This window comes from Halalkalibacter alkaliphilus (assembly GCF_023555415.1).
Classification (GTDB): domain Bacteria; phylum Bacillota; class Bacilli; order Bacillales; family Bacillaceae_D; genus Halalkalibacter; species Halalkalibacter alkaliphilus.
The window spans coordinates 156,134-181,296 of record NZ_JAKRYL010000008.1; the positions used below are offsets into that span (position 1 = coordinate 156,134).

28 protein-coding genes are annotated in these 25,163 nt (G+C 37.6%); 20 read left to right on the forward strand and 8 right to left on the reverse strand.

From position 1 onward, the window contains the following. Positions 1-33 precede the first annotated feature (33 nt). Positions 34-684: a nitroreductase family protein gene (locus MF646_RS09900; RefSeq protein WP_250096336.1), complete on the forward strand. Its 651-nt coding sequence runs from the start codon at positions 34-36 to the stop codon at positions 682-684. 85 nt (positions 685-769) lie between these two features. After that, positions 770-1,060, forward strand: a complete 291-nt coding sequence (locus MF646_RS09905) for a hypothetical protein (RefSeq protein WP_250096337.1) — start codon at positions 770-772, stop codon at positions 1,058-1,060. A 52-nt stretch (positions 1,061-1,112) separates the two neighbouring features. Here the strand turns inward: MF646_RS09905 and MF646_RS09910 are convergent, their stop codons facing one another. After that, a complete protein-coding gene (locus MF646_RS09910; protein WP_250096338.1) occupies positions 1,113-1,700 on the reverse strand; it encodes a hypothetical protein in 588 nt (195 codons plus the stop codon). A 293-nt stretch (positions 1,701-1,993) separates the two neighbouring features. Between MF646_RS09910 and MF646_RS09915 the strand changes: the two genes are divergently transcribed. From MF646_RS09915 to MF646_RS09930, 4 genes are all read left to right on the forward strand, one after another. Continuing rightward, positions 1,994-4,831 (forward strand): 2-oxoglutarate dehydrogenase E1 component, encoded by a 2,838-nt coding sequence (locus tag MF646_RS09915; RefSeq protein ID WP_250096339.1) that lies wholly within the window; start codon positions 1,994-1,996, stop codon positions 4,829-4,831. 15 nt (positions 4,832-4,846) lie between these two features. Next, positions 4,847-6,106 carry a 2-oxoglutarate dehydrogenase complex dihydrolipoyllysine-residue succinyltransferase gene (gene odhB / locus MF646_RS09920; RefSeq protein WP_250096340.1) on the forward strand — a complete coding sequence of 420 codons (1,260 nt, stop codon included), beginning with the start codon at positions 4,847-4,849 and terminating at the stop codon, positions 6,104-6,106. A 149-nt stretch (positions 6,107-6,255) separates the two neighbouring features. Then, the gene (locus MF646_RS09925) at positions 6,256-6,456 is read left to right on the forward strand and encodes a DUF6501 family protein (RefSeq protein ID WP_250096341.1); all 201 of its coding nucleotides are present in this window, start codon (positions 6,256-6,258) and stop codon (positions 6,454-6,456) included. A 60-nt stretch (positions 6,457-6,516) separates the two neighbouring features. Further along, positions 6,517-7,119 carry a DedA family protein gene (locus MF646_RS09930; protein WP_250096342.1) on the forward strand — a complete coding sequence of 201 codons (603 nt, stop codon included), beginning with the start codon at positions 6,517-6,519 and terminating at the stop codon, positions 7,117-7,119. Between the two features lie 162 nt (positions 7,120-7,281). Here MF646_RS09930 and MF646_RS09935 read toward each other — a convergent pair whose 3' ends face one another. Then, complete coding sequence (locus MF646_RS09935) at positions 7,282-8,874, reverse strand: ABC-F family ATP-binding cassette domain-containing protein (protein ID WP_250096343.1); 1,593 nt, start codon at positions 8,872-8,874, stop codon at positions 7,282-7,284. Positions 8,875-9,022: 148 nt separating this feature from the next. Next, positions 9,023-9,280: a hypothetical protein gene (locus MF646_RS09940; protein WP_250096344.1), complete on the reverse strand. Its 258-nt coding sequence runs from the start codon at positions 9,278-9,280 to the stop codon at positions 9,023-9,025. 87 nt (positions 9,281-9,367) lie between these two features. Here MF646_RS09940 and recQ point away from each other — a divergent pair, with 87 nt between their 5' ends. The 3 genes from recQ to ytxJ all read left to right on the forward strand — a co-directional run bounded on the left by recQ (position 9,368) and on the right by ytxJ (position 12,796). Then, on the forward strand, positions 9,368-11,479 hold the full coding sequence (gene recQ, locus MF646_RS09945) for a DNA helicase RecQ (protein WP_250096345.1): 2,112 nt from the start codon (positions 9,368-9,370) through the stop codon (positions 11,477-11,479). A 101-nt stretch (positions 11,480-11,580) separates the two neighbouring features. After that, positions 11,581-12,426: a DegV family protein gene (locus MF646_RS09950; RefSeq protein ID WP_250096346.1), complete on the forward strand. Its 846-nt coding sequence runs from the start codon at positions 11,581-11,583 to the stop codon at positions 12,424-12,426. A gap of 31 nt (positions 12,427-12,457) precedes the next feature. Continuing rightward, positions 12,458-12,796 (forward strand): bacillithiol system redox-active protein YtxJ, encoded by a 339-nt coding sequence (gene ytxJ / locus MF646_RS09955; protein WP_250096347.1) that lies wholly within the window; start codon positions 12,458-12,460, stop codon positions 12,794-12,796. A 389-nt stretch (positions 12,797-13,185) separates the two neighbouring features. Here ytxJ and MF646_RS09960 read toward each other — a convergent pair whose 3' ends face one another. Continuing rightward, positions 13,186-14,724 carry a hypothetical protein gene (locus MF646_RS09960; RefSeq protein ID WP_250096348.1) on the reverse strand — a complete coding sequence of 513 codons (1,539 nt, stop codon included), beginning with the start codon at positions 14,722-14,724 and terminating at the stop codon, positions 13,186-13,188. Between the two features lie 167 nt (positions 14,725-14,891). Here MF646_RS09960 and MF646_RS09965 point away from each other — a divergent pair, with 167 nt between their 5' ends. Further along, positions 14,892-15,779: a DUF4349 domain-containing protein gene (locus tag MF646_RS09965; RefSeq protein ID WP_250096349.1), complete on the forward strand. Its 888-nt coding sequence runs from the start codon at positions 14,892-14,894 to the stop codon at positions 15,777-15,779. Between the two features lie 76 nt (positions 15,780-15,855). Then, on the forward strand, positions 15,856-16,314 hold the full coding sequence (locus tag MF646_RS09970; protein WP_250096350.1) for a divergent PAP2 family protein: 459 nt from the start codon (positions 15,856-15,858) through the stop codon (positions 16,312-16,314). Between the two features lie 104 nt (positions 16,315-16,418). Here MF646_RS09970 and MF646_RS23265 read toward each other — a convergent pair whose 3' ends face one another. Further along, on the reverse strand, positions 16,419-16,541 hold the full coding sequence (locus MF646_RS23265; RefSeq protein ID WP_275980269.1) for a hypothetical protein: 123 nt from the start codon (positions 16,539-16,541) through the stop codon (positions 16,419-16,421). Positions 16,542-16,791: 250 nt separating this feature from the next. Between MF646_RS23265 and MF646_RS09975 the strand changes: the two genes are divergently transcribed. Then, complete coding sequence (locus tag MF646_RS09975) at positions 16,792-16,986, forward strand: hypothetical protein (protein WP_250096351.1); 195 nt, start codon at positions 16,792-16,794, stop codon at positions 16,984-16,986. A gap of 191 nt (positions 16,987-17,177) precedes the next feature. Here MF646_RS09975 and MF646_RS09980 read toward each other — a convergent pair whose 3' ends face one another. From MF646_RS09980 to MF646_RS09990, 3 genes are all read right to left on the reverse strand, one after another. Further along, on the reverse strand, positions 17,178-17,699 hold the full coding sequence (locus MF646_RS09980; protein ID WP_250096352.1) for a hypothetical protein: 522 nt from the start codon (positions 17,697-17,699) through the stop codon (positions 17,178-17,180). A 167-nt stretch (positions 17,700-17,866) separates the two neighbouring features. Further along, positions 17,867-18,535 carry a bacillithiol biosynthesis deacetylase BshB2 gene (bshB2, locus tag MF646_RS09985; RefSeq protein WP_250096353.1) on the reverse strand — a complete coding sequence of 223 codons (669 nt, stop codon included), beginning with the start codon at positions 18,533-18,535 and terminating at the stop codon, positions 17,867-17,869. A gap of 16 nt (positions 18,536-18,551) precedes the next feature. Beyond that, positions 18,552-18,899, reverse strand: coding sequence for a YojF family protein (locus tag MF646_RS09990; RefSeq protein ID WP_250096354.1), 348 nt, complete (start codon positions 18,897-18,899; stop codon positions 18,552-18,554). A 146-nt stretch (positions 18,900-19,045) separates the two neighbouring features. On the opposite strand from MF646_RS09990, the gene MF646_RS09995 reads away from it, so the two are divergent. The 8 genes from MF646_RS09995 to MF646_RS10030 all read left to right on the forward strand — a co-directional run bounded on the left by MF646_RS09995 (position 19,046) and on the right by MF646_RS10030 (position 25,134). Further along, the gene (locus tag MF646_RS09995) at positions 19,046-20,011 is read left to right on the forward strand and encodes a 2-hydroxyacid dehydrogenase family protein (RefSeq protein WP_250096355.1); all 966 of its coding nucleotides are present in this window, start codon (positions 19,046-19,048) and stop codon (positions 20,009-20,011) included. A gap of 39 nt (positions 20,012-20,050) precedes the next feature. Next, complete coding sequence (locus MF646_RS10000) at positions 20,051-20,851, forward strand: S1C family serine protease (protein WP_250096356.1); 801 nt, start codon at positions 20,051-20,053, stop codon at positions 20,849-20,851. Between the two features lie 108 nt (positions 20,852-20,959). After that, complete coding sequence (locus MF646_RS10005; protein WP_250096357.1) at positions 20,960-21,523, forward strand: hypothetical protein; 564 nt, start codon at positions 20,960-20,962, stop codon at positions 21,521-21,523. Positions 21,524-21,589: 66 nt separating this feature from the next. Beyond that, positions 21,590-21,895 carry a metal-sensing transcriptional repressor gene (locus tag MF646_RS10010; protein ID WP_250096358.1) on the forward strand — a complete coding sequence of 102 codons (306 nt, stop codon included), beginning with the start codon at positions 21,590-21,592 and terminating at the stop codon, positions 21,893-21,895. Positions 21,896-21,978: 83 nt separating this feature from the next. After that, on the forward strand, positions 21,979-22,185 hold the full coding sequence (copZ, locus tag MF646_RS10015) for a copper chaperone CopZ (RefSeq protein ID WP_250096359.1): 207 nt from the start codon (positions 21,979-21,981) through the stop codon (positions 22,183-22,185). 103 nt (positions 22,186-22,288) lie between these two features. After that, positions 22,289-24,724, forward strand: a complete 2,436-nt coding sequence (locus tag MF646_RS10020; protein WP_250096360.1) for a heavy metal translocating P-type ATPase — start codon at positions 22,289-22,291, stop codon at positions 24,722-24,724. Then, positions 24,721-24,861, forward strand: a complete 141-nt coding sequence (locus MF646_RS10025) for a hypothetical protein (RefSeq protein WP_250096361.1) — start codon at positions 24,721-24,723, stop codon at positions 24,859-24,861. Before MF646_RS10020 ends, MF646_RS10025 begins: the two co-directional genes overlap by 4 nt. Positions 24,862-24,927: 66 nt before the next feature. Next, on the forward strand, positions 24,928-25,134 hold the full coding sequence (locus tag MF646_RS10030) for a YwbE family protein (protein WP_250096362.1): 207 nt from the start codon (positions 24,928-24,930) through the stop codon (positions 25,132-25,134). The last annotated feature ends 29 nt before the right edge of the window (positions 25,135-25,163 follow it).

Consider the following 25,163-nt stretch of genomic DNA (forward strand, 5'->3'; position numbering starts at 1 on the left):
GATACAGGTACAAGAAAAAAGGAGTGTCCCATCATGTCTATAAGCTTACGTCAACAAGAAAAAAATGTTTTGTACAATATAATGGAAGAACGTCATTCGGTAAAACATTACGAGTCTAATTATAAGATCTCAAAAGCAGAGCTTGAGGAAATGCTCACAGCTGCGATTACCGCACCATCTGCTTGGAACTTACAACATTGGCGGTTCTTAGTTATAGAAGATCAAAAGAAACAAGAGGAGCTACTCCCTATTGCATATTACCAACAGCAAATTGTAGATGCATCTGCTGTAGTTGCCGTGTTGGGAGATTTAGAAGCAAACAAAGAAGCTGAGGGAGTCTACCAAGAAGCTGTCAAAAAGGGATTCATGTCTGAAGAAATAAAAAATACACTCGTTGATCAAATCAACGGAGCGTATAAAAGAGGGGGTAGCTTTGCTCGAGATGCGGCATTTCTAAATGCATCGTTAGCAGCAATGCAGTTTATGCTAGCAGCAAAATCAAAGGGCTATGATACTTGTCCAATTGGTGGCTTTAAACAACAGGAATTTATTAATAAATTTCATGTACCGGATCGTTTTACACCAATTATGCTAATTACGGTTGGGAAAGCAGCAAAAGATGCTTATCCATCTTCAAGAAAAGCATTGGATAAAGTTGTTACGTATAATTCATTTCAAAGGTAGTTCAGAGGTTGGCTAGTTCATAGAGAACCAGCCAACCTCTAAATAGTTTAATTTAGAATAAAAGTTAGAAAGTGAGAAAATGATAATGATTGATTTGACGTTTGAAAAGTATTCAGAATGTACGTTTTCTAATTTGCGAATAATTGACTCATACAATGTCGGGCAATGGAAACATTATATTGTTACATTTGAAGGGGAAATCCCTGAGGAATTACAGGAGCCAGAAGCGCTTGTTATTGTAGGGCAGACAAATGATATTTTACAAATTATTTTACGAGAAGAGGGGTGTGATTCTCCGTTATTTCAATTTACAGAGAATGAAAAGAATCAAATTTCAAATTGGTTTCAAGCGCATCGGAATCATCAACCTAAATAAAGAGGGGGGTGTCTCAAGAGGTCAAAAAACAAACCTTTTGAAACACCCTCTTCTAATTTTGTAAAGTTTTGAAATAGTGGACAACTGCTGAGGGATTTGACTGCAAATTTACACCCAATTTCTTTAACGATTCTTCATGCGTTCGTTGAAAAAGAGATTCTTCATGTTTAATCAGATGCGTCCAAGACTGAAGCGATTCTTTTTCCTTCTTGTTTAAGTGAGCTTCAATTGAAAGGCAAATAAATGAACGACAAACGGAGTTCTTAAATGAAGGGTCAAGTGAACACCCTTTTTCATATTTGAAAAATTGACAAACCGAATAAGAATGTCGCAGGTCATCTGCTGCTAATTTTGAGAGCGACTCTTTGTTTGCAATGTGTGTATAGTCAGGATGAACTTGTGCTTGAACTGTTATATGAAATGGCGAGATATGAGCTTTTGGATGTTGTAATATACAATTTTGAAAAAAGGCTTCATCTTTGTTTATCATTTTAGCAATTTCAAGCAAGTAAAATGTTGGACTATAAGAACAACATCCGACTTTTGGAATGTTGTTACTAGGTGGTTGAAAAAATTCATCCTCACATTGTAAGCATGCAGAAGAAAGGATTTGTTTGTTGATATTGTCGAACTGAATCATTAATTTCATTCCTTTTTTTAAAAACTAAATAAAAAAGTGAAAAAATTTCCTTTTTTTATGGAAAAACTAGATTTTCTTTAAAAAAAGATTTACACTTTTTAGTGTAGAGTACATCTTAATTACTACTCTCTATATTGTAACGTTCTTTGTCAATGAGTGAATGAAATAAATCTATGAATAAGTAGATATATTCTTTAACAAATGTGACAATTATGTTAAGATGGTAATGAAAGCGTTACAATTATAAAAATTCATAGATTTAACTTGAAGTTAAACTAGGAGGTAATCATCTTATGTCAAGCAAGGGGCACAAAGCGGAAGAGCCATGGCAAGGGTTTCATGGTCCAAATCTTGGCGTAGCAATTGAGCTTTACGAAGAGTATTCCAAAAATCCAGAAGCTGTAGAAGAAGATTTGCGAGAATTATTTGATATTTGGGGTCCACCACCTTCAGAAAATGATAGTAAACCAAGTGCTACCCCAGATGTTTCTGCTGCCTCACCTAATATGGTTAGGAATTTTGTCAGTGCAGTTAAATTAGCGGATATGATTCGAAGAAAAGGGCATTTAGTTTCAGACATTAACCCGATTTTTAAACAATCAGAATATCCTCAAATTTTAGAGTTAAGTCACTATAATTTAACTGAAGAATTCTTAAAGCAAGTACCTGTTGATATGATCTGTGATTATGCACCAGCACATGTGAAAAATGGGTTAGATGCAATTAACTACTTAAAAGAAGTTTATACAAAAACCACTGCATTTGAATTTAACCATGTTCATGATATGGAAGAGAGAGAGTGGTTAATTAAAATGGTTGAGTCTGGTATGTATGTACCAAACTTAACAAAGCAACAACGTCTTAACCTTCTGACAAGATTAACGCAAGTAGAAGGTTTTGAAAAGTTTGTACATCGTACGTTCGTAGGTGCAAAGCGCTTCTCAATCGAAGGATTAGATATGTTAGTACCAATGCTTGATGAAGCTGTTCGCGAAGTTGTTCATGAAGGAACGCAAAATGTTCTTATTGGAATGGCGCACCGTGGACGATTAAATGTGTTAGCTCATACGTTAAGCAAACCATACAAGATGATCTTCTCTGAATTCTTACATGCACCAAGTAAAAATTTAGACCCAGCTGGGGTATCAGCAGGAATAAATGGTTGGACAGGAGATGTAAAGTACCACTTAGGGGCTGATCGTCAAATTAGGGAAGAAAATACAGCTGAAGCTACTGTATCACTAGCAAATAACCCAAGTCACCTTGAATTTGTTAGTCCGATTGTTGAAGGGTATGCAAGAGCAGCTCAAGAAGTAAGAACTTCAAAAGGGTTCCCTGAACAATCAGTAACAAAAGCGTATTCTGTCTTAATCCATGGAGATGCAGCGTTTCCTGGTCAAGGAATTGTTACGGAAACATTAAACCTTAGCCGATTGAATGGTTATCAGACTGGCGGGTCTCTTCATATAATAGCAAATAACAACATTGGATTTACAACTGAGACATATGATTCGCGTTCTACTACATATGCCAGTGATCCAGCGAAAGGGTTCGAAATTCCAATTGTCCACGTCAATGCGGATGATCCAGAAGCTTGCTTAGCTGCGATCCATTTAGCTGTTCAATATCGCAAGCGTTTCAAAAAGGATTTCCTCATCGATTTAATTGGCTATCGCCGCTTTGGTCACAATGAAATGGATGAACCAGCTGTGACACAACCGGCAACATATAACATTATTCGTAAGCATCCAACAGTACGTTCAATTTATGCAAATCAGCTTACAGAAAAGTCAGTTATTGATAATGGGTATGGAGATAAGTTAGATAAAGAAACTCAAGATTACTTACAATCTCAATATGATGATGTGATTGCCAACAAATCAAATCAACCAAAAGAGATGTCTCCACCTGATTATGTCGTCAATGGCTTACCTAGAGTGAAAACGAGCGTTCCATATAATACACTTAAGGAAATTAATGAAGATTTGTTAGCTTGGCCAGAGACATTTAATGCTAATGTTAAGCTTGAGAAAATTTTAAAGCGTCGTCTTCAAGCATTTGAAGAAAATGCAAAAATCGATTGGGCGTTAGCAGAGACGTTAGCGTTTGCTACGATCTTACATGATGGTACTCCAATCAGGTTAACAGGGCAAGATTCAGAGCGTGGGACGTTTGCTCACCGTCATTTAGTTTTACATGATCGTGAAACAAATGAAGTGCATACCCCATTACAGACGTTTGAAAAAGCTAATGCATCATTTGCTGTATACAATAGCCCGCTTTCAGAACAAGCGGTAGTCGGTTTTGAGTACGGTTATAATGTGCAAGCTCCAGAAACGCTTGTTCTATGGGAAGCTCAGTTTGGAGATTTTGCAAACGGAGCACAAGTTATGTTTGACCAGTGGATTTCAGCAGGTCGTGCTAAGTGGGGACAAAAATCAGGTCTTGTTGTTTTATTACCGCATGGATACGAAGGTCAAGGACCAGAACATTCAAGTGGTCGTGTAGAACGATTCCTTGTTCTAGCAGCTGAAAATAACTGGACGATTGCTAACTGTACGTCAGCAGCACAGTATTTTCATATTTTAAGAAGACAGGCAAAAATTCTTGAAAAAGATTCCGTTCGTCCACTTATTATTATGACGCCAAAAAGCTTGCTCCGGAATCAAGTTGTTGCTTCAACTCATGCTGAATTTACTGAAGGCGAGTTTAAACCTGTATTTGAGCAACAAGGACTTGGTCAAAAAGCAGATAAAGTAGAGCGAATTATTTTATGTAGCGGGAAAGTCTCGATTGACCTATCTGATCGTATCGAGAAGAATAACAATCAAAACTGGGATTGGCTGCACATTGCTCGTGTAGAAGAGTTGTATCCATTCCCGAAAAAGCCAATTAGAGAATTGTTCGCTCGCTTCAAAAATGTAAAAGAAATCGTTTGGGTGCAAGAAGAACCAAAAAATATGGGGGCTTGGCCATATATCGAATCTCGTATTCGTGAAATTACACCTGAAGGAACAGCCGTAAGTTACATCGGAAGAACGCATCGTTCTAGTCCAGCAGAAGGTGACCCAGTCGCACATAAAAAAGAGCAAGAACGTATTGTAACAGAGTCTTTGACACGTAAACAATAAGAGGAGGCCTTTTCCGTGATTGAGATTAAAGTACCAGAACTTGCAGAGTCGATTACAGAAGGAACCATTGCTCAATGGTTAAAACAAGTTGGAGAGCACATTAACCAAGGTGAATATATTGCTGAACTTGAAACAGATAAAGTTAATATTGAAATTGTAGCGGAGCACTCTGGTGTTATCAAAGAATTTAAAAGAGAGCCAGGTGACACAGTTGAAGTTGGTGAAGTAATTGCAGTCATCGACGAAAGTGGTAGTGCTGCAGGTGAAACGAAAACCGAAGCTGTTCAAGAAGAGCCTAAAAAAGAAACGGTACCAGCAGCAAAAGCAAAAGCAGAAGTAGAAGCAAGTACACCATCTTCTACTGACCGGCCGCTTGCATCTCCTGCAGCTAGGAAGTTAGCGCGTGAGAAAGGCATCGATTTAAGTACTGTATCAACTGGTGACCCGTTAGGTCGTGTCCGTAAGCAAGACGTGGAATCTCATGGAACAAAGGCTCAGGCGACACAGTCTGCACCTGCTCCATCAGCACCTAAAAAGAGTCCGGCAGCACCTGTTGCGTCTGATGACCCAGCTAAGCCAGTAGAACGAGTGAAAATGACTCGTCGTCGTCAAACGATTGCAAAACGTTTAGTTGAATCACAGCAAACAGCAGCGATGTTAACAACTTTTAATGAAGTTGATATGACAGCAGTGATGGATGTTCGTAATCGCCGTAAAGATGCATTTGTTGAGAAAAATGGTGTGAAGCTTGGCTTTATGTCCTTCTTTACAAAAGCAGTAGTAGGCGCGTTGAAGGAGTTCCCATTACTAAATGCTGAAATTCAAGGCGATGAGCTATTAATTAAAAAATACTATGATATTGGCTGTGCCGTATCAACAGATGAAGGCTTAGTAGTTCCTGTCCTTCGTGATGCAGATCGCTTAAGCTTTGCAGGAATCGAAAAAGGAATTGGTGAATTAGGTAAGAAAGCACGTGATAATAAATTATCTATTGCTGATTTACAAGGTGGTACATTTACGATCACAAATGGTGGAGTATTCGGATCACTAATGTCTACACCGATCTTAAATGCTCCTCAAGTTGGAATTTTAGGAATGCATAAAATTCAATGGCGTCCTGTAGCTCTTGATAAGGAACGTTTTGAAAATCGTCCAATGATGTATATTGCTCTATCATACGATCACCGTATTGTTGATGGAAAAGAAGCTGTAGGATTCCTTGTAAAAGTTAAGGAGCTTTTAGAAGACCCTGAATCACTTTTACTTGAAGGTTAAATAGAGGAAAGAGGCTGACTTAGGTCGGCCTCTTATTTTGATTAAATATTAAAGTTTCGTAACAGCTACGTAAATAAGTTGGCAATTTTTTATGATAGTCAGTATAATGGAAGCATACATATAGAATAGTGGAAAGAGAGTTGAGTTTTTTGTTACATCAAACATGGTCTAATAAAGAAACGATCCGCACGATTGAGTGCGTTCATACAGATGCGAAAAAATATATGGTTAACCGTGCATTAACCAAAGGGAAGTCTTACGAATTAAAGAATGAAACAGACGAGTTTTATTTTGTAATTGATAATACTGGGAAAATTGGCGGTTATTATAAAGATTACTTCAAAGGATAAGGCAGCGGTTGCTGCCTTTCTTTTTCTTAATAAGACAAGAAAACAAGGAGGAGGTGTTTGATGGATACATTGATTTTTATTGATTTTATTAAACAATATGGCTACATTGCATTGTTTTTTACTGTAGCAATTGGCTTGTTTTTCTTTCCTGTACCAAATGAAGTATTGTTAATGAGTGCTGGCTTACTAGCAACAACTAAACTATTAGATCCTGTTCCTACGTTTCTTGTCATTTTTAGTAGTATTATCTTACATGGAACGATCCTGTATGTAATAGGAAATGCAGTGTACCAACATTCGAATTTTGAAAAGAAAAATCAATCAATCTGGCATTCTCGTGCAGAAAAAGGAAGAGAGTTACTAGATCAATATGGTCTCAAAGCCGCTAGCTTTAGTTATTTCTTTCCTTTTATTCGTCATGCAGTCCCCTTTAGTATTGGGATGTCAGGCATTTCGTATCGCCTTTTCGCTATGATTGGTTTTAGTTCTGCATTTATATGGTTATCAATCTATTTCTTCATTGGTTATTATTATGGATCTTCAATCAGAGATTGGAACAGCTTTATTCAAAACCTAATTTATACATTATTTGCCCTATTAGCCATTGTTATTGTTGTGCAAGTAATAAAAAGACGAAAACAGCGACAGCGCCGTATGCTTTAGTATAAAGCGTGAGCGATAGCTGTTTTCTTTTTATCTAATTTGGTATGAAATGGCTCAGTTAGAAGAAAATCAATGATACAATAACAAAGAAAATCTTAAAATCAAAGTATTACTTTTTAGATACAATAAAAAGGATGACTCCAAGCCATCCTTTAGAAAACCTTATTTCTTTGTTGTTTCTAAGTATTCATTAAATGTCATTTGCTTATCAGTGACACCATCAGACGTTAATTCAATAACGCGATTTGCAATTGTTTCATTAAACTGATGGTCATGAGAAGTGAAAATCATCGCACCTTTGTAATTAATGAGTCCGTTGTTCACCGCTGTAATGGATTCTAGGTCTAAGTGGTTGGTTGGTTCGTCAAGAAGAAGAACATTTGCACCGCTTAGCATCATTTTTGATAACATACAGCGAACTTTTTCTCCTCCAGATAAGACGTTTGCTTTTTTCTTTACTTCTTCTCCAGAGAAGAGCATACGCCCTAGGAACCCACGTAGGAATGTGTCACTGTCATCTTCAGGTGAATATTGACGTAGCCAATCAACTAAGTTTAAGTCACTTCCTTCAAAATAAGCAGAGTTATCTTTCGGGAAGTATGCTTGAGACGTTGTGACGCCCCATTTATACGTTCCACTATCTGGTTCCATTTCCCCAGTTAAAATTTTGAAAAGAGTGGTTTTGGCAATTTCATTATCACCGACAAGGGTAATTTTATCTTCTTTATCCATCGTAAAGCTAACATTGTTAAGAACTTTTTCACCATCAATTGTTTTTGTAATTCCTTCCACTCGTAATACATCATTTCCAATTTCGCGTCCAAGAGAAAAATGAACATATGGGTATTTACGTGATGATGGTTTAATGTCATCTAGTTCTATCTTATCAAGCAATTTTTTTCTTGAAGTTGCTTGTTTAGATTTTGATGCATTTGCACTAAAGCGGGCAATGAAGCTTTGAAGTTCCTTAATCTTTTCTTCTTTTTTCTTATTTTGGTCTTGCGCCATTTTTTGAGCAAGTTGACTTGACTCATACCAGAAGTCATAGTTCCCAACATAGATTTGGATTTTGCCGAAATCTAAATCAGCAATATGTGTACAAACCTTGTTAAGGAAGTGACGGTCGTGTGAAACGACGATAACCGTATTCTCAAAGTTAATAAGAAATTCTTCTAACCATTCGATCGCTTTAATGTCTAAGTGGTTGGTCGGCTCATCTAATAGAAGCACATCTGGTTCTCCGAATAATGCTTGAGCAAGAAGCACCTTTACTTTTTCAGAACCTGTTAAGTCAGCCATCTTCTTTGAATGAAGCTCTTCCGAAATGCCAAGCCCTTTAAGAAGAATAGCAGCTTCAGATTCTGCTTCCCAACCATTCATTTCTGCAAATTCACCTTCAAGCTCTGCGGCCTTAATACCATCTTCATCAGAGAATTCTTCCTTCATATAAATCGCATCTTTTTCTTGCATGACTTGATACAGGCGAGCATGTCCCATAATTACTGTTGTTAAAACTTCTACTTCTTCGTATTCGAAGTGGTTTTGCTTTAACACAGCAAGTCTTTGTCCAGGCTTCATATGAACATCACCTTGCTGTGGTTCAATTTCACCTGAAAGAATTTTAATAAAAGTTGATTTTCCAGCACCATTTGCGCCAATTAATCCGTAGCAGTTTCCTGGTGTGAACTTAATATTTACCTCATCAAATAATTTGCGGTCGCCGTATTGTAATCCAACATTTGTAACGGTAATCATAAATATGTATGCCTCCAATGTCCATAATCGAATGAATTATACCATTCATTGTGGACAAGGGGCTAGTATTCTAACGATTTTTTTGAAATAAACCTACTTTTGTCTTTACTCGACCGATGATTTGGATCATGGTACGATGGAAAGTGTGTTATATATACCAGAAAAAATAAACGGCTAAACCAGCTATTGTTGCGAGCATCGTAATGGTTAGCAGTTTTGTGGAACGCATTGTGTAGTTCACAATAATGGCTCCTAAAAGTACAGCAAAATAAAGTGAAAAGTCTAAAGGGAACAAGCGAATCGCTGTTACGAATCGTTCACCTGTAAATAACATGATGAAAATAGGTGCAAACATAATTAAGGAAACAATGATTAAACAGAATGTATTTTTTTGTTTTAATGTCATGTTCATGATATCACCTCAGAAGTGTTATTCATTTATAAAGTGTCCAACGATCACTTTCTCATTCAAAATAGAAAAGAGGAACTGTTGATGGAGAAAAATAAACTGCAGTTAGCGCAGGAAAAGTTGAAATCGATATATGGCTATGATCAATTTAGAGATGGACAAAGAGTCATAATCGAACAAGTGTTAGAAGGCATTGATACAATTGGAATCATGCCGACAGGAGGTGGAAAATCACTATGTTATCAAATTCCTGCTTTAGTTTTGCCTGGAGTAACGCTTGTGATCTCCCCGCTTATTTCATTAATGAAAGATCAGGTTGATGCCTTAAATGAGTTGAATATACCTGCTACGTATTTAAATAGTACATTAAGTGCAAGTGAAGAGAGCACCCGTCAATCGCGTATTAAGGAAGGTCATTACAAACTTGTCTATGTGGCTCCTGAGAGGTTGAATCATCCATCTTTTCAACATCTGCTTGAGCACATTTCACTCTCATTAGTTGCCATTGATGAAGCGCACTGTATGTCTCAATGGGGGCATGATTTCAGGCCTAGTTATTTATCTGTTTCATCATGGCTTGATGAGTTATCTCAAAAAGTTACAGTCTTGGCATTAACGGCAACGGCGACAAAGCAAGTTTGTTTTGACTTACAACAATTTTTACATATTGATCAACAAAATGTGATAACAACTGGTTTTGAACGAACGAATTTAACATTCCAAGTAAAAAAAGGAGTAAGTAAACAAAAATTCATGTCTTCTTTCTTAGCAGCAAGAAAGAATGAGTCGGGGATTATCTATGCTTCAACAAGAAAAGAAGTCGAGCAAATTTTTGACGAACTGGCATCAAAAGGCTTTGATGTTGCTTGTTATCATGGAGGGATGTCTGAGAGTCAGCGCTCAGCTAATCAAGAGGCTTTCATACATGATGAAGCTAAAATAATTGTAGCAACGAATGCGTTTGGAATGGGTATAGATAAGTCGAATGTGCGGTATATTCTTCATTACAATTTACCGAGGACGATTGAGGCTTACTATCAAGAAGCTGGAAGAGCAGGGCGTGATGGAGAAGCGAGTGATTGTGTTCTATTATTTAGCCCGCAAGATGTTAGAACCCAATCCTTCTTAATTGAACAATCTGATCGTACGGATGATAGAATGGAAATGGAATATAAAAAATTGCAGCAAATGACTGGATTTTGCCATACGGAACGTTGTTTGCAACAATATATTTTACACTATTTTGGTGAAGATACTAATAAGACTTGTGGAAAGTGTTCGAACTGTGTTCAAGCAGGTGAGAAGGTAGATCGAACGAAAGAAGCACAGATGGTTTTTTCAACAGTTAAACGAGTGAGGGAACGTTTCGGAAAAACGATGATTGCTCAAATTTTAGTTGGATCATCAAATCAAAAAATTAAACAATTACAGTTAAACGATGTTTCAACATATGGCTTAATGAAGGATTGGACTCAAAAAGATGTGGCTGAATTTATTGATATTTTAATGGCAGAAGAATATTTACGAGCAACAGGAACGTCATACCCAACGATTCAATTAACAGAGAAAACATTGCCAGTATTAAAAGGCGAGGAACAACTTTTTATAACTGAAACGTTAGCACCAGCAGAGCCACAAGAACAAGATGATGTTTTTGAAGCATTACGACAATTGCGTAAGCAACTCTCTACCGATAGCAATATACCTCCATATATGGTTTTTTCAGACCGCACCCTAAAAGAAATGAGTCGATATATTCCTGTAACGATGGATGAGTTGTCTGAAATTTCCGGTGTCGGTGAACAAAAAAAAGAAAAGTATGGACAAGCTTTTTTAGAGGTATTAATACAATTTAAAAATAATCAGCCTGTATTGAGTGAAAGACAATCAAAAAAAAGTAGCGGCTTCTCAAAGAAAGGGCAGTATTTAGAAACTGCAAAACGTTTTAAAGAAGGTGCATCAATCGAGCAATTAGTTGAAGCCTTTTCTTTAACGGAGCAGACGATTGTCAAACACTTAATTCGTGCAGAACAAGAAGGAATAGAGTTACAATTAGCTCAATTTGTAAAGGAGGAACATCGCCTCCTTATAAATGAAGTAGCAAAAGAGGTAGGAACAGATTTTCTTAAGCCAATTAAAGAAAAACTCCCAGACCATATCACGTATCAGGAAATCCGCTTCACTTTAGGAAAGTAATAACGGATAGGTACAAAATTTTATGATATGATGAGTCAGAATAGGCAATTTAATGCAATTTTTTCATAGACGTGATGAAGCTATAAAAGGGGAATGTAGAAATGACAATTAAGATCGTAACAGATTCAACTTCTGATTTAACGAAAGATCTTATTCAAACTTATGGGATTGAGGTTGTCCCATTATCTATTTCAGTGAATGGACAAACTTATTTAGATGGGATCGATATAACAAAAAGTGATTTTGTGAAATTATTAACCTCATCCGAAGAGCTTCCAAAAAGTTCGCAACCTTCTGTTGGTTATTTTGAGGAGACATATCTTCGGTTATTAGCCGAACCTGATACAACACACATCATTTCAATACATCTTACGGAAGGAATGAGTGGTACATTTAATTCTGCACGAACGGCAGCGGATATGATCGGAGAAAATGTAACGGTTATTAATTCACAGTTCATCTCCCATGCACTGGCTTTCCAAGTGATTGAAGCAGCAAAGATGGCTAGAGATGGACATAGTGTTGAAGAAATTGTTGCCAGGTTAGAAAAAGTTCGTGAGCATACTTCTTTATATTTAATGGTGGATACGTTAGAATATTTAGTAAAAGGTGGTAGAATTGGAAGAGGCAAAGCATTGCTTGGATCCATTCTGAAAATCAAGCCAATTGCCTCTCTGGCTGATGGCGTGTATACACCTGTGAACAAAGTGCGTACTCATATGCAAATGATTGAGTATTTTAAGAAACAATTCATCGAAGAGACATCCTCATTAAAGGTCAAGGCAGTCGGGATTGCTCATATTGAGGCGGAATCACTTGCCAATAAATTGAAAGATGCATTACAACTGAAACAAATCCCAGTGACAATTACGGAAACGTCTCCTATTATAAGTACACATACAGGACCTGGAGCAATTGCACTTATGTATTATTCAGAAAAAGAATAAATATTATAATTGGAAAGGATCGAACAAAGTTATGAGTATTCGTGAACTAATCAGTATTGACGACTGGAAAGAGCTCAATCAATCATCAGGAGAAAAGCCTGTTTTATTGTTGAAGCATAGTACAACTTGTCCTATTAGTGCTGAAGCATTTAAAGAATTTCAAGCCTTTCAAAAAGGAGCAGAGAATGAATTTAATTATGCTTTAGTAAAAGTGATTGAACAACGTCCTGTATCTAATGCCATTGCAGAAGAAACAGGAGTGAAACATGAATCACCTCAATGTTTCCTCATAAAAGAACAAGAGGTAACGTGGGTTGATTCACATTGGTCGATTACAAAGAGAGCGATTGAAAAAGCTATAAATCAATAAGGAAAAAGAGTGACAACATAGGTAAAGCTATGAGTCACTCTTGTTTTTTTGACTTGTTTTAGCCATTTGAATATAAGTAAAAATTAAACAACCAGTTCCAAGAAACGTGCAAACATATTGCAAAATTCTCATCGTATCCAAACAAAACACCTCCCATGGTATCACTGGAACGAAAAAGAGAATAACTCCCATTTTCTGCTCTTTCTCCATGGTTTTACTTTTTCTAGAATAAATCGATCTTATTCGCTAAAACAAAAAGGAATCGCTTATTAGCGAATAAAGAGTAAGGAAAAAAAGATAGGATTGGCATTAAAGCTACAAGAAATTGTACGAGTGTATCAAACAGTATAAAAAATAAGAGACGAACAGCTGTCGTCTCTTATTTTTTATTAAGCAAATAGTAATGCGTAAGATACACCAACAACACCAATAATCGCTAAAATATAAACAGGCTTAATTGGCATCTCTCCATCTTTTTCCATAGCTTTTCCGAACATATAGAATACAAGTGGGTGTACTAAAAATGGCATGGAAAAGATAAAAGGAATGAGTAAAGCTGCATCCGTACCAAACATTTCACCTTGAATGGCGGCGAATAAACCAAAATGGGAAATAGCTGATGTTTGCGCCATAGCAGTATATTCAAAAGACATTGTACTAAAGCTTAAAAGCGCTAATCCCCCAAACACGGCACAAATTTGCCAACCAAATGAAAATTGCATTAGAGCTTTTACTTCTTTTCGATCATCCCCATTGGCTTTACGTAAATTTAAGAGAGCCAAAATCGTAAGTCCGATTCCAATTGCTACAATAATGGAAGAGGGCCCAATCCAAAGAGAACCGCGCTCAGCACTGATTGCAAGTATTGAAAATACAAACACATGACCAAAGAATGGAATATTAATCATAATTGGTGCACGTTGAGCCGCAACTTTTCCAAAATCTCCTGCAGTACAAGCTCCTGTTAAACCAGAATGAGAAAGAGAACCAGCCATACCAGGTGCTAAGTTTCGCGTATTTGCTGTTTTAGCAATCAGCATAATTAAGGCAATTCCCCCAAACATCCAAAAAAGCTGTCCGAAAAATCCGTACGCTAATACAGAATTCATTCCTTGAATTTCAAAGGCATCACCAATTCGAGATCCTCCAACCATAAAGTTCGCAGCAAGTACAACTGGAATCCCGGCAAAAAGCAGGGCACGTATAGTTGGACCAAATGTCCAATTGTGGAAAACCGCACCGAGGGCAGCTGAAATCATCATAGCGAAAAAGATTTGCGGTAATGCAATAATGGAAGCAAATGATTGAGCAATATAAAAGGAAATAAGCAGAACGACTATGATTAACCCAAGTTCTAGCAAACCTTTCCGAATATACAAATGCTTATTTCTTATGGTAGCTTTATTATCGATTAATATTACAGCGATAATGAGACCTATATAAGCAATAAGAGGATTATAGACAGCCAGTCCTTCAGCAGCCTGTCCCTGTAAAATCATTCTGGTAAATCCTTCGATCCCTAGCAATAAGAAAAATGCACGAACAATGTAAAAGAATTGAGTGCGTGTTGTTCCAAGAATTGTTTCTTCATCTGATGGAACGACAATGTCAGAGACTTCAAGTTCCTTCTTGCTTAGAATCTTTCGTAACTCCTGTCCTCCAACAAAGAATGATACCGTTAAAGCAATAATGGTTGTACGAGCCATTAAATCAACAAATGGAAACTCAACTAATCCTGGTGTAGCGATTCCGACAGAAACTAAAAGAAAGCCAAGTAATAAGCCGAAGATAACAATAATAAGAACAGGTGAAAACCTTGTACCGGCTACAATTGTTCTTGATATTAGTACCATAGGAACGAGGAAAAAGAGCAAAATCCAAAATTGATTTAAAACTTGTAAATGAGTAATTTGATCAACAATTTCCATGATAGTAACTCCTTATTTATTTTTGCTTTTAAAGCTTACCTTATAACGATGCAGGGAGTAAACTTTTGTAAGCCTATACATGAATTTAACAGAATAGTAAATTAACCAAGTTGAAACCATCTAGCAGGTCCAGTCGTCTCATGTGTAGATTCTGGAGGTGTGTAGAAATGGAAAAAATAAAAGGTTTCCTTGGGATTGTTTTTTTAGTATTGGTTATTAGTGCTTGTAGTAGTCAGGAAGAGGTAAATGAATTGGCTGTAAGTGACCAAGTATTTGAAGAAGCAGAAGTTGCAACTCCTTCCAAAAGCATAGATATGGATAGAGAAATACTGAATCAAGTAAGTACAAAAGCAGAAGAGCGCATGGTCATTTATCAAGGGTATTTGACTCTAGAAGTGAAAGACTTCTACCTAGCAAGGGACAAGATCCAAGAAAGGACTGGCCAGGTAGGCGGCTATGTTGTTGAATCACATCATCATGAAGGGGCCGACGGCAAGCTATTTGGGACGGTTGTTCTTCGTGTTCCGAAGCAAGATTTTGAGCCGTTTATCGAATATATAGGCACGACAGATGTTAAAATCGTTGAACAAAGCACACATGGCAATGACGTAACCGAAGAGTATGTTGATTTAGAATCCCGGTTAAAAGCTAAGCGAGTTGTGGAAGAACGACTGTTAGGCTTTATGGAACAGGCAGATAATACGGAAAATTTATTAAAGATCTCAAACGATTTAGCGAAGGTTCAAGAAGAAATCGAGCATATGACTGGAAGAAAGCAATTCTTAGAAAATCAAGTTGAACTTTCGACAATTACCATTACAATTAATGAGGTTTCGATTGGAACATCAAGCATTCAAGGAGACGAATTGAATACATGGGATCGCTCAAAAAAACTGTTTATTGATACAATTAATGTAGCCTTACTAGCAAGTTCAACCATTGTTGTCTTTTTGATTGGTTTAAGCCCAGTTTTTGTACCAAGTATGATTCTTATTTTAATCATCATCACATATTACAAAAGGAAAAGGAAGAAGTACGATCAAACGTTAGATTAAAAAACAAGATTGTTGCAGGTTGCCAAGTGTATACTTTTCGCTTCAATTCAAACGATATAGATGAGGTGAAATAGAGATGAATCGACCAATGGTAACTGCTCTAACAACAATCGGAATTGCCCAATCATTAAAAATACCTATACACAAAGCAAAAACAGGGAACTGGGATACAGGTTTGTTATTTGAAACAGGCGGGATGCCGAGTTCCCATTCAGCGGGGGTAACGGCATTAGCTACTTTTGTTGCCCTTGAACGTGGGATTTCTTCAGTTGACTTTGCTTTGTCTACTGTGTTTGGTTTAATTGTGATGTATGATGCCCAAGGGATTCGCAGACAAACAGGTGAATTAACAATAAAAGTAAATGATATGAGTGAAGAAGTAAACCGTTTAACAGGATTGCACGACCCCCACAAAAGCAGGGATCAGAGTAAAAAGTTAAGAGAGCGTCTTGGGCATATGCCTGAAGAGGTACTAGGGGGAGCGCTTTTAGGTATCGTAACCGGTACGCTAGGGTATATGTTAACTGGAAAATAAGCGATAAAGTTATAATGTTTTTAAAATTACTCGGTTCCTCCGTTTGAGACAGGCGAAAAAAGAAGGCACTGATAAATTCATTTATAGTGCCTTCTTTTCCTGTATTAAGGTACCATCATATTATGAGCGAGCCAAGATAAATAAAAAACCGTAACGATCCCTACCAACCCAATAATGCTATATTTATCAAACATTGGGATATTGTCTTTTTGGTTTTTCCCATACATAATTTTCACCTTTTTATGAGCCGTTTATTTTAACTTTCTTACTTATGTTTTAACTTAAACGTAAGGTGTATACGTATTTGAAAATAATTGCAGCTGTACACGAAAACAGGAGAGTGTACAGCTACTATAAAATTAGTAGAATAATTTCCAGTTTGGTGGGAATCCATTTTTGGTTGTTTTTTCATATTTATAAAGGAGGAAACTGTCTCCTTATGCCGAATTAAGTTAGGTAAAGGGGGATGATACATAAATGTGTACTATTAATTTTTACATTGACGATAACTTAGTTAGGACAGCAAGTGGCGAAGAACTAGAAAAGGAAATGCCCAACTGGGATGGTAAATTTCATAAAGGTGAAAAAATGCTTTTTAAAGGTGAGGATAAGTTAATTAAGAATATAAAGGTCGAGTTCTCTGAGGGTACAATCAGTCTATTTTTAAAATAAGTCACTCCTAGTGAGTGGCTTTTAATGTACTAAGAATTAGAACAATCTCTTTTAACTGAGTAAATGTACTCAACAGGTAGAGCAGACATCAAACTACTTTTGGTTTTTATGGACATCCTACTTTAATCAGGCAAGTAGAAGCTTCTGTTATGACCATATCGTGACCACTACAAAAAACAAAAAACCCCATCTTACCAATGGGGCTGACAAACAATTGATCCACTGCAGTTCTCATGGTCAACCTCTACATCAAATTGATGCTTCTCATAAAAATGGATGAGTCTGTCAAGATGGTCAAAGTCACGCTCGGCGAGGTCGCCTTTGATGTATTGGACGTTTTGATCCTGTGCATGTTCCTTTAAATAGTCCATGCAAATTGAGCCGTAACCTTTGTTTTCTTCGCCTTTTATGTCACCTATGAAAATCGTTGACCCGCCTTCATATTTTGCTTGAATGGAGAAGTCCCAGCTTCCACGAAAGGCAGATTCACAGTCATTTAGCATGATCTTACATGCATGCCCATCATCTACAATAGACACAATCACCCATTTTTCTTCTTTTGTTTGTTCTATTCCTAAAATTTGTCGTTTTTTTGCAATTTCTTTAACATTCGCTTGCATACGAAACATTTGAAACTCTAAATTTTCTAAGTTTTGCTCTAGTTCTGCAGGGTCTCTTTTCTCCTCCTCGGCCCCTAACTTAGTTAAAAGCACCGAATCACCTCTTCTATTTGTCTACTACTATTTTACAAGTTATATATTATAACGGCATAGTGAAAAACGTGCAAGTCCTTATAACTTAGATTTAATTGAAGTGACAATAAAAAAACAGGTACAAATCACGAAGATTTGTACCTCAAATGTAATCCGTCTGTTTTTGTTTATTTAAATGAATATGTCCAAAATCGCTCTGTTTGTAACCATTCAAGAGCCACTTTATCACCGCTTTCCCATTTTGGTTCAAGCTCTTTGAGCATCCATTCTGTTTGTGAAAGATGTGCTCGCATTGCTGCTTTCTTTTGTTCGGCAAATGGGGTAATGTCGTTTACGATATCAGCAGGACCAATTTCTTGTTCATGGCCATTGGAGAAGGCGACACAATGGACGGTAGGTCGCTCACTTTCTTCCATCCGTTTGACAGCTTCGATGACTGCGCGGGCCGTAGCTTCGTGGTCGGGATGAACGGAGTAGCCAGGATAAAAGGTAATAACTAATGAGGGGTTCAGCTCTTCAATTAGGTTACTCATAATAAGAATCATTTCTTCGTCGTCCTCAAACTCGACGGTCTTGTCTCGAAATCCTAACATACGTAAGTCATTTATCCCCAGTGCCTCGGATGCTTTAATTAATTCTTGTTTCCGGATTTTTGGTAGCGACTCCCTCGTTGCAAATGGTGGATTGCCAAGATTTCTTCCCATTTCACCAAGAGTTAAGCAAGCATATGTAATCGGTGTTCCATTGGCAACATGCATTGCAATCGTACCTGAAACACCAAATGTCTCATCATCTGGATGGGGGAATATGACGAGGATCTGTCGTTCTTTTTTCATTTCAAATCATTCCTCTCTATTCAAAAGGTGTTTTGCTAATTTCTAATGCAACGGCTAACTTTCCGTCGTTTCCGTGACCAGCAAGGAGAAGACGTCCTAATTCATCTTGTTCATAATGTGTTAATCCTTCAGCATATACCCAACCGATTTCAAGCTTTAAGCCCACTCGGTACGGACCATCTCCGATTATTTTGCCGTGTTCATATGTGATCTTTGCATTTCTTATGTAGGCACTTGCTGAGAAAAAAGATGAATCATTATGAGAAGCGTAGGCACCGTTTGTTGTCTCTAAGTGTAAATACACTTCTTGGTTAGCGTATGAATGAATCAAGTTCTGTACTTCCTGTATTGTGATAGCCTCCATGCGTTCCTCCTACATTTACATTCTTTTCTTATTAGTATAATGCAAATGAGGGTGAACAACCAATAAATCGCTTGTCATGTAGTTGTGTTATCTCTTTTTCTTTTTTGTTAAAATGGAATAGATGATTTTTGAGAGGGAGTGTCGAGTTGAAAGAGGTAGCCGTTTTAGGGGAAATCCCTACTATTGCATATGAAAAGTTAAGCAAATATTTTCAAGTTACTATGAATGAAAGTGTTACACCAATGACAAAAGATGAAATTATACAAATGGTTCAAGGAAAAGAAGCGATTTTATCCATTTTGTCCGATACGATTGATCAGGAAATTATGAATGCAGCTCCTGATTTAAAGATTATTGCAAACTATGGTGCAGGGTTTAATAATATTGATGTAGAAACAGCTACCAAGAAAAAGATACATGTAACCAATACTCCTGTTGTCTCTACATACGCAACGGCAGAATTAACGATGGGTCTTTTAATTTCATTATCAAGACGCCTAGTAGAAGGCGATAAGCTTACACGAGCTGGTCATTTCGAAGGGTGGGCACCTTTGTTCCATCTTGGGACAGAGCTGCGTGGAAAGACGCTTGGTATCTTTGGAATGGGGAACATTGGAAAGAAAGTCGCACAAATGGCGAAAGCATTTGATATGAAGATCATTTATCATAACCGAACGCGTCTTTCAAAAGAGGAAGAATACTCATTAGACTGTACATACCTTGACAAAGAGGCACTTTTGCAAGAAGCTGACGTGGTGAGCTTACATATGAGTTTCCACCCTTCTTTAAAACATTTTATAGGGGAAAAGGAACTTGCGATGATGAAGCCACAGTCATTTTTATTAAATTTAGCCAGAGGTCCGCTTGTCCACGAAGACGCCTTAGTATGTGCTTTAGAAAATAAAAAAATTGCTGGAGCTGGACTGGATGTATTTGAATTTGAACCGGCAGTTACCGAAGGGTTAAAGACGTTAGACAATGTCATTTTAACTCCGCATATTGGAAATGCGACGGTAGAAGCTAGAAGAAATATGGCCGAAATGGCTGCTGATAATATTATATCTGTGTTACATGGTGGCGAACCGAAAACCTCAATTAATGTAGTTGAATAGTTGAATTAGCAGCTATCATGTTATAGAGTAGGTGATTTTATGAAAGATGATTATAGGTCTGAAAAAGAGGAGGAGTATGTCCCGAAGCCTGAGGATTTTCTTTTTGAGGAAGAGGATACAGAAGAAGAATTAAAAAAGAAACAATCAAAGAGAAACCTCGTCCGAATAATAGGTGCTGGGATTGCTATTCTTCTTATTATGCAAGTTGCCAACATTTGGTTTAATCTTTTTTCATCTGATTCCCGTGAATTAGTTCGGACGTCTGAAGAGTTAAGTCAACAAGAACACATTGCTAATTTTAAAGAAGCGGTTGTGACCATTCAAGGTAGCGGTGGAAGAGGGACAGGTTTTGCGATTTCAGCTGATGGGTTTATATTAACGAATCATCATGTTATCCATAATCGGGAGCCGCTTGCTGTCGTATTTCCGAGTGGCGACATCTTTCATGCACAAATCATTCAATCTGAGGAAGAGCTCGATGTTGCTTTGTTGAAAATTGATGGGAATGACGTACCTTATTTGCCACTACGTACAGAAGATGCAAAAGAGCAGGAGAAAATCTATGTGATTGGCAGCCCACTATCCCAAACACAGATTGTCAATGAGGGGGAAATCTTAAATGAGGAAGCCCCATATCAAGTGTTGAAGATTTCAAATGCAATTTTCCCTGGACATAGTGGTAGCCCTGTTTTATCTGAGGAAGGAGAAGTGGTCGGGGTGGTTTATGCAAGATCTCTTCCTTCTATCGGCAGTCAAGAAGAGGGACACGGGTTAGCTATTCCGATCGAACAAATTGTTGCTGAAATAGCTGAGGTAGAAGCACTCACGAATGATAAGTAGGTTCCGTCTATTTGGGTGGGCCTGCTTTTCTTTATGAACAAACCAACACTTGTACTATTCTTTAAACTATTGAAATAGGATAATAAGAAGAGGGATGGGGGTGTATTTATGTCAACTGGTTTGCTTTTGTTTTTCATTGCGTCAACCGTTCTTTTTCTTTGCTATTATTTGGTGATTGTTCAAAACCGTCATGAGTCACAAATGAATCTTATGATGACAGCAATGGCTGGAGGAATGACTGCTGGTATTTTATTTGGGACCATTATGGGTTTATTGTTAAGAGGAGATTTTATTCAGTCTACGATACTAGGAATAGTGATTGGAATGACAATAGGTGCTTTTATCGGATTGCCTCACCAGTTAATTACAACACTTGAAGGAATGTTAGCTGGTTTAATGGGAGGGATGATGGGGGCTATGATTGGGGAAATGTCTCCAGTCGGCCAAGAAGATACGCTATTAAAATTTTTATTTATGATTAGTTTAATCGTTTTAGTTATTACGACTCGAATGTTCCACGCTGAATCTAAATCAATTATTGTGACTTTTTTAAGAAACCCTCTTATTGTATTTCTCCTTGTTTTGTTTGTCTTTTTTGCTCTAGAACAAGTGGATACTTTCTTTCCAGACAATCAGATTGACTCAAGTGAACATCATTCCGTTTTAGGATAGTCGTTGACAAGATGAGGTTTTTATATGATAGTAGAATTATAAAAATAGGTGAAGGGAGATTCGCCGATGTCAAAAAAAATTGAGTTGAAGCAAATAGATCATCGACATTCCCGTGAAAAAGAACAGTTGGTGAATCGACTCAAACGAATCGAAGGGCAAGTAAGGGGAATTCAAAACATGGTAGAGAATGATCGATACTGTGTGGACATTCTTATCCAAATTTCTGCTATAAATGCAGCGATGAAAAAGGTAAGCTTGCAGTTAATGGAGAACCATACGAAGCACTGTGTAGCGGATGCGATTAAAAGCGGCAGTGGAGATGAATCAATTGCTGAGCTTATGGATGTCATTGAACGATTAACAAAAACGTAGGTTAGATTTTTTTGTAATGTTGATTACCCTAGGTGGGTATGGTACGATAGGTGTATCTTAATCAAGTAAAGGTGATGAAGAACATGGAAAAAGCAACAATTCAAGTAAAAGGAATGTCTTGTAATCATTGTGTATCTGCAGTTGAGGGAAGTGTCGGAAAACTTGATGGAGTTCGTTCAGTCGAAGTAAACTTAGCAAATGGTACAGTCGTTGTAGATTACGAAGCAAGTAGCTTATCACTTGATGCGATTAAAGAAGAGATTGAAGAGCAAGGGTATGATGTAGTCTAGTTCCTAAAGTAACGTGCCACAAAGGCACGTTTTCTTGTTTGAAAAATATACCCTACAGGGGTAAGAGATACGGCCTTTTCTAAGAGAGGGAGGGGGAAGATTGATGGCAAAGGTAGAAATAACATTTTCCATCGGAGGTATGACCTGCGCTGCTTGCTCTGCAAGAGTAGAAAAAGGGATAAGAAGATTGGATGGGGTTCAAGAAGTCAATGTCAATCTGGCAACAGAACGAGCAAATGTTACTCTTGATACAGTTGAAACGAGTGTCAAACAAGTAACGGACAAAGTTGAAAAACTCGGATATGAAGTGAGAGTTTTAAAGGCTGACTTTCATGTAACTGGAATGACCTGTGCAGCTTGCTCGAGTCGAATTGAGAAGAAGTTGAATCGCCTTCATGGTGTTCAACAGGCAACGGTAAATCTAGCACTTGAAACAGCAACGGTCAAATATTTAGATGGAGCAGTTACAACTTCTGAAATGAAAAAGGCTGTTGATAAACTAGGATTTGGATTAGAAGAGAAGAATGAAGAGACTACGCAAATAGATGCAAAACAAAAAGAAATGGAAACGCAGTTAGGCAAATTTTTATTTGCTGCGATTTTAACATTGCCATTATTTTGGTCGATGGTGACGCATTTTGAGTTTACATCGTTTATTTGGATGCCTGAGATGTTTATGAATCCTTGGGTACAATTAGCTCTGGCAACACCTGTTCAGTTTGTTGTTGGAGCCCAGTTTTACGTCGGTGCATTTAAAGCATTGCGAAACAAAAGTGCGAATATGGATGTCCTTGTTGCCTTAGGAACATCTGCTGCATATTTTTATAGTATTTATTTAGGAATTGAGGCTATGGAGCAAGGGATTGTGATGCCTGATTTATATTTTGAAACTTCTGCTGTCATCATTACACTTATAGTGCTAGGGAAGCTTTTTGAAGCACGGGCTAAAGGAAAAACAAGCCAGGCAATCCAAAAGTTATTAGGACTTCAAGTGAAAACAGCTACAATTATTCGCAATGGTGAGCCTATTACTATTGCTCTTTCAGATGTGAAAGTCGGAGATCATTTACTTGTAAGACCAGGAGAAAAAATTCCTGTAGATGGAAATATTATTGAAGGACATTCAGCTGTAGATGAATCGATGATTACGGGAGAAAGTATCCCTATTGACAAACAAATAGGTGATGAAGTCATTGGTTCAACGATGAATAAAAATGGTTCGTTAACAATGGAAGCAACAAAAGTAGGAAAAGATACGGCCTTATCGCAAATTATAAAAATCGTTGAGAATGCACAAGGGTCAAAAGCCAACATTCAGCGGATGACGGATAAAGTATCGGGGATTTTTGTTCCAGTTGTTGTTGTCATTGCTGTTGTTTCGTTTTTTGTTTGGTATTTTCTTATTACACCAGGGAATTTAGGTGCTGCATTAATTCCTACCATTTCGATTCTCGTTATTGCTTGTCCTTGTGCTCTTGGACTTGCAACACCGACCTCGATTATGGCTGGTTCTGGTCGTGCTGCTGAACTAGGGTTGCTTTTTAAAGGTGGGGAACATCTTGAAAATACACAGTCGATCCAAACGGTCGTACTTGATAAAACAGGAACGGTTACAAAAGGTGAACCAATGCTAACGGATTTTCATAGTGAAGGCATAATAGAGAAGGGCGATCTACTACAAATGGTAGCTTCAGCCGAAAGCAAATCAGAGCATCCATTAGCGCAAGCCATTGTACAATATGTAAACGGGTTAAAGCTTGAACTATTAGAAACAAGTCATTTTGAAGCAATTCCAGGTCATGGAATTCGTGCTCTTGTAAATGGTTTTACAGTGATCGTCGGAACGAGAAAATTACTTGAAGATGAGAACATTGTATTTGAAAAAGCAAATAAGACGATGCTCGAGCTTGAAAATGAAGGGAAAACGGCTATGCTAATCGCTGTCGATGGTCAATATGCTGGTCTTGTGGCGGTTGCAGATACGGTTAAAGACACGTCGAAACAAGCTATTACTAGATTGAAAGAATTAGGGCTTGAAGTAATTATGTTAACAGGAGATAACAGCCGAACTGCTGAAGCGATTGCAAAGCAAGTAGGAATCGAAAATGTTGTTGCCCAAGTGCTGCCGCATGAAAAAAGTGCAGTTATCGAAAGACTGCAGAAAGAAGGCAAAAAGGTTGCGATGGTAGGTGATGGGTTAAATGATGCACCTGCACTTGCTGTTGCAGATATCGGAATGGCTATTGGAACAGGGACAGATGTTGCAATTGAAGCAGCCGATATTACACTCATGCGTGGAGATTTAAATAGTGTAGCCGATGCGATTATAATGAGTCGAAAGACAATGGTAAATATTAAACAAAACTTATTTTTTGCCTTTGTCTATAATTCATTAGGAATTCCTATTGCTGCTGCGGGACTATTAGCCCCTTGGGTAGCAGGTGCTGCGATGGCATTTAGTTCAGTATCTGTTGTCTTAAATGCGCTGCGACTACAAAAAACAAAGCTTGTTCAAAATGAAATGGAGAGATCAAGATGACGAAAACAGTTCGGACCTGGGTAATTTCTGCTATTGCGATTTTACTTGCTGTTATAGGTATATACAATGTAGTAGTTGATCCCGAGGCTGATCATCCTCATCATCCAAATGATAGTCATGAGGAAAGTCATTTGTAGATGGCGAAGTGTACACTTTTTTGTGTATACTAGAAGTCAATAAATTAGTTGAGATGAGGATTTCATATGACAAAGTCAGGACAAGAGAGAAAGAACATTCAACCAGGTATTGAAGTGGATATTGTCCTAAAGCAAGATCAACGTACGGGAAAAACGACTAGAGGAATCGTAAAAGACCTTTTAACAAAATCCTCACATCACCCTCATGGAATAAAAGTCCGACTTCAGGATGGTCAAGTAGGCCGGGTGAAAGCAATCATTGAAAATAGCTGAGCAAAACTATTTGCTCAGCTATTTTTTTA

Excerpts from the sequence above, each read along its gene's own strand:
- MF646_RS09900 (WP_250096336.1), top strand. The coding sequence starts at position 34 with ATGTCTATAAGCTTACGTCAACAAGAAAAAAATGTTTTGTACAATATA.
- MF646_RS09905 (WP_250096337.1), top strand. The coding sequence starts at position 770 with ATGATTGATTTGACGTTTGAAAAGTATTCAGAATGTACGTTTTCTAAT.
- MF646_RS09910 (WP_250096338.1), bottom strand. The coding sequence starts at position 1,700 with ATGATTCAGTTCGACAATATCAACAAACAAATCCTTTCTTCTGCATGC.
- MF646_RS09915 (WP_250096339.1), top strand. The coding sequence starts at position 1,994 with ATGTCAAGCAAGGGGCACAAAGCGGAAGAGCCATGGCAAGGGTTTCAT.
- MF646_RS09930 (WP_250096342.1), top strand. The coding sequence starts at position 6,517 with ATGGATACATTGATTTTTATTGATTTTATTAAACAATATGGCTACATT.
- MF646_RS09935 (WP_250096343.1), bottom strand. The coding sequence starts at position 8,874 with ATGATTACCGTTACAAATGTTGGATTACAATACGGCGACCGCAAATTA.
- MF646_RS09940 (WP_250096344.1), bottom strand. The coding sequence starts at position 9,280 with ATGACATTAAAACAAAAAAATACATTCTGTTTAATCATTGTTTCCTTA.
- recQ (WP_250096345.1), top strand. The coding sequence starts at position 9,368 with ATGGAGAAAAATAAACTGCAGTTAGCGCAGGAAAAGTTGAAATCGATA.
- MF646_RS09950 (WP_250096346.1), top strand. The coding sequence starts at position 11,581 with ATGACAATTAAGATCGTAACAGATTCAACTTCTGATTTAACGAAAGAT.
- ytxJ (WP_250096347.1), top strand. The coding sequence starts at position 12,458 with ATGAGTATTCGTGAACTAATCAGTATTGACGACTGGAAAGAGCTCAAT.
- MF646_RS09960 (WP_250096348.1), bottom strand. The coding sequence starts at position 14,724 with ATGGAAATTGTTGATCAAATTACTCATTTACAAGTTTTAAATCAATTT.
- MF646_RS09965 (WP_250096349.1), top strand. The coding sequence starts at position 14,892 with ATGGAAAAAATAAAAGGTTTCCTTGGGATTGTTTTTTTAGTATTGGTT.
- MF646_RS09970 (WP_250096350.1), top strand. The coding sequence starts at position 15,856 with ATGAATCGACCAATGGTAACTGCTCTAACAACAATCGGAATTGCCCAA.
- MF646_RS23265 (WP_275980269.1), bottom strand. The coding sequence starts at position 16,541 with ATGTATGGGAAAAACCAAAAAGACAATATCCCAATGTTTGATAAATAT.
- MF646_RS09975 (WP_250096351.1), top strand. The coding sequence starts at position 16,792 with ATGTGTACTATTAATTTTTACATTGACGATAACTTAGTTAGGACAGCA.
- bshB2 (WP_250096353.1), bottom strand. The coding sequence starts at position 18,535 with ATGAAAAAAGAACGACAGATCCTCGTCATATTCCCCCATCCAGATGAT.
- MF646_RS09990 (WP_250096354.1), bottom strand. The coding sequence starts at position 18,899 with ATGGAGGCTATCACAATACAGGAAGTACAGAACTTGATTCATTCATAC.
- MF646_RS10000 (WP_250096356.1), top strand. The coding sequence starts at position 20,051 with ATGAAAGATGATTATAGGTCTGAAAAAGAGGAGGAGTATGTCCCGAAG.
- MF646_RS10005 (WP_250096357.1), top strand. The coding sequence starts at position 20,960 with ATGTCAACTGGTTTGCTTTTGTTTTTCATTGCGTCAACCGTTCTTTTT.
- MF646_RS10010 (WP_250096358.1), top strand. The coding sequence starts at position 21,590 with ATGTCAAAAAAAATTGAGTTGAAGCAAATAGATCATCGACATTCCCGT.
- copZ (WP_250096359.1), top strand. The coding sequence starts at position 21,979 with ATGGAAAAAGCAACAATTCAAGTAAAAGGAATGTCTTGTAATCATTGT.
- MF646_RS10020 (WP_250096360.1), top strand. The coding sequence starts at position 22,289 with ATGGCAAAGGTAGAAATAACATTTTCCATCGGAGGTATGACCTGCGCT.
- MF646_RS10025 (WP_250096361.1), top strand. The coding sequence starts at position 24,721 with ATGACGAAAACAGTTCGGACCTGGGTAATTTCTGCTATTGCGATTTTA.
- MF646_RS10030 (WP_250096362.1), top strand. The coding sequence starts at position 24,928 with ATGACAAAGTCAGGACAAGAGAGAAAGAACATTCAACCAGGTATTGAA.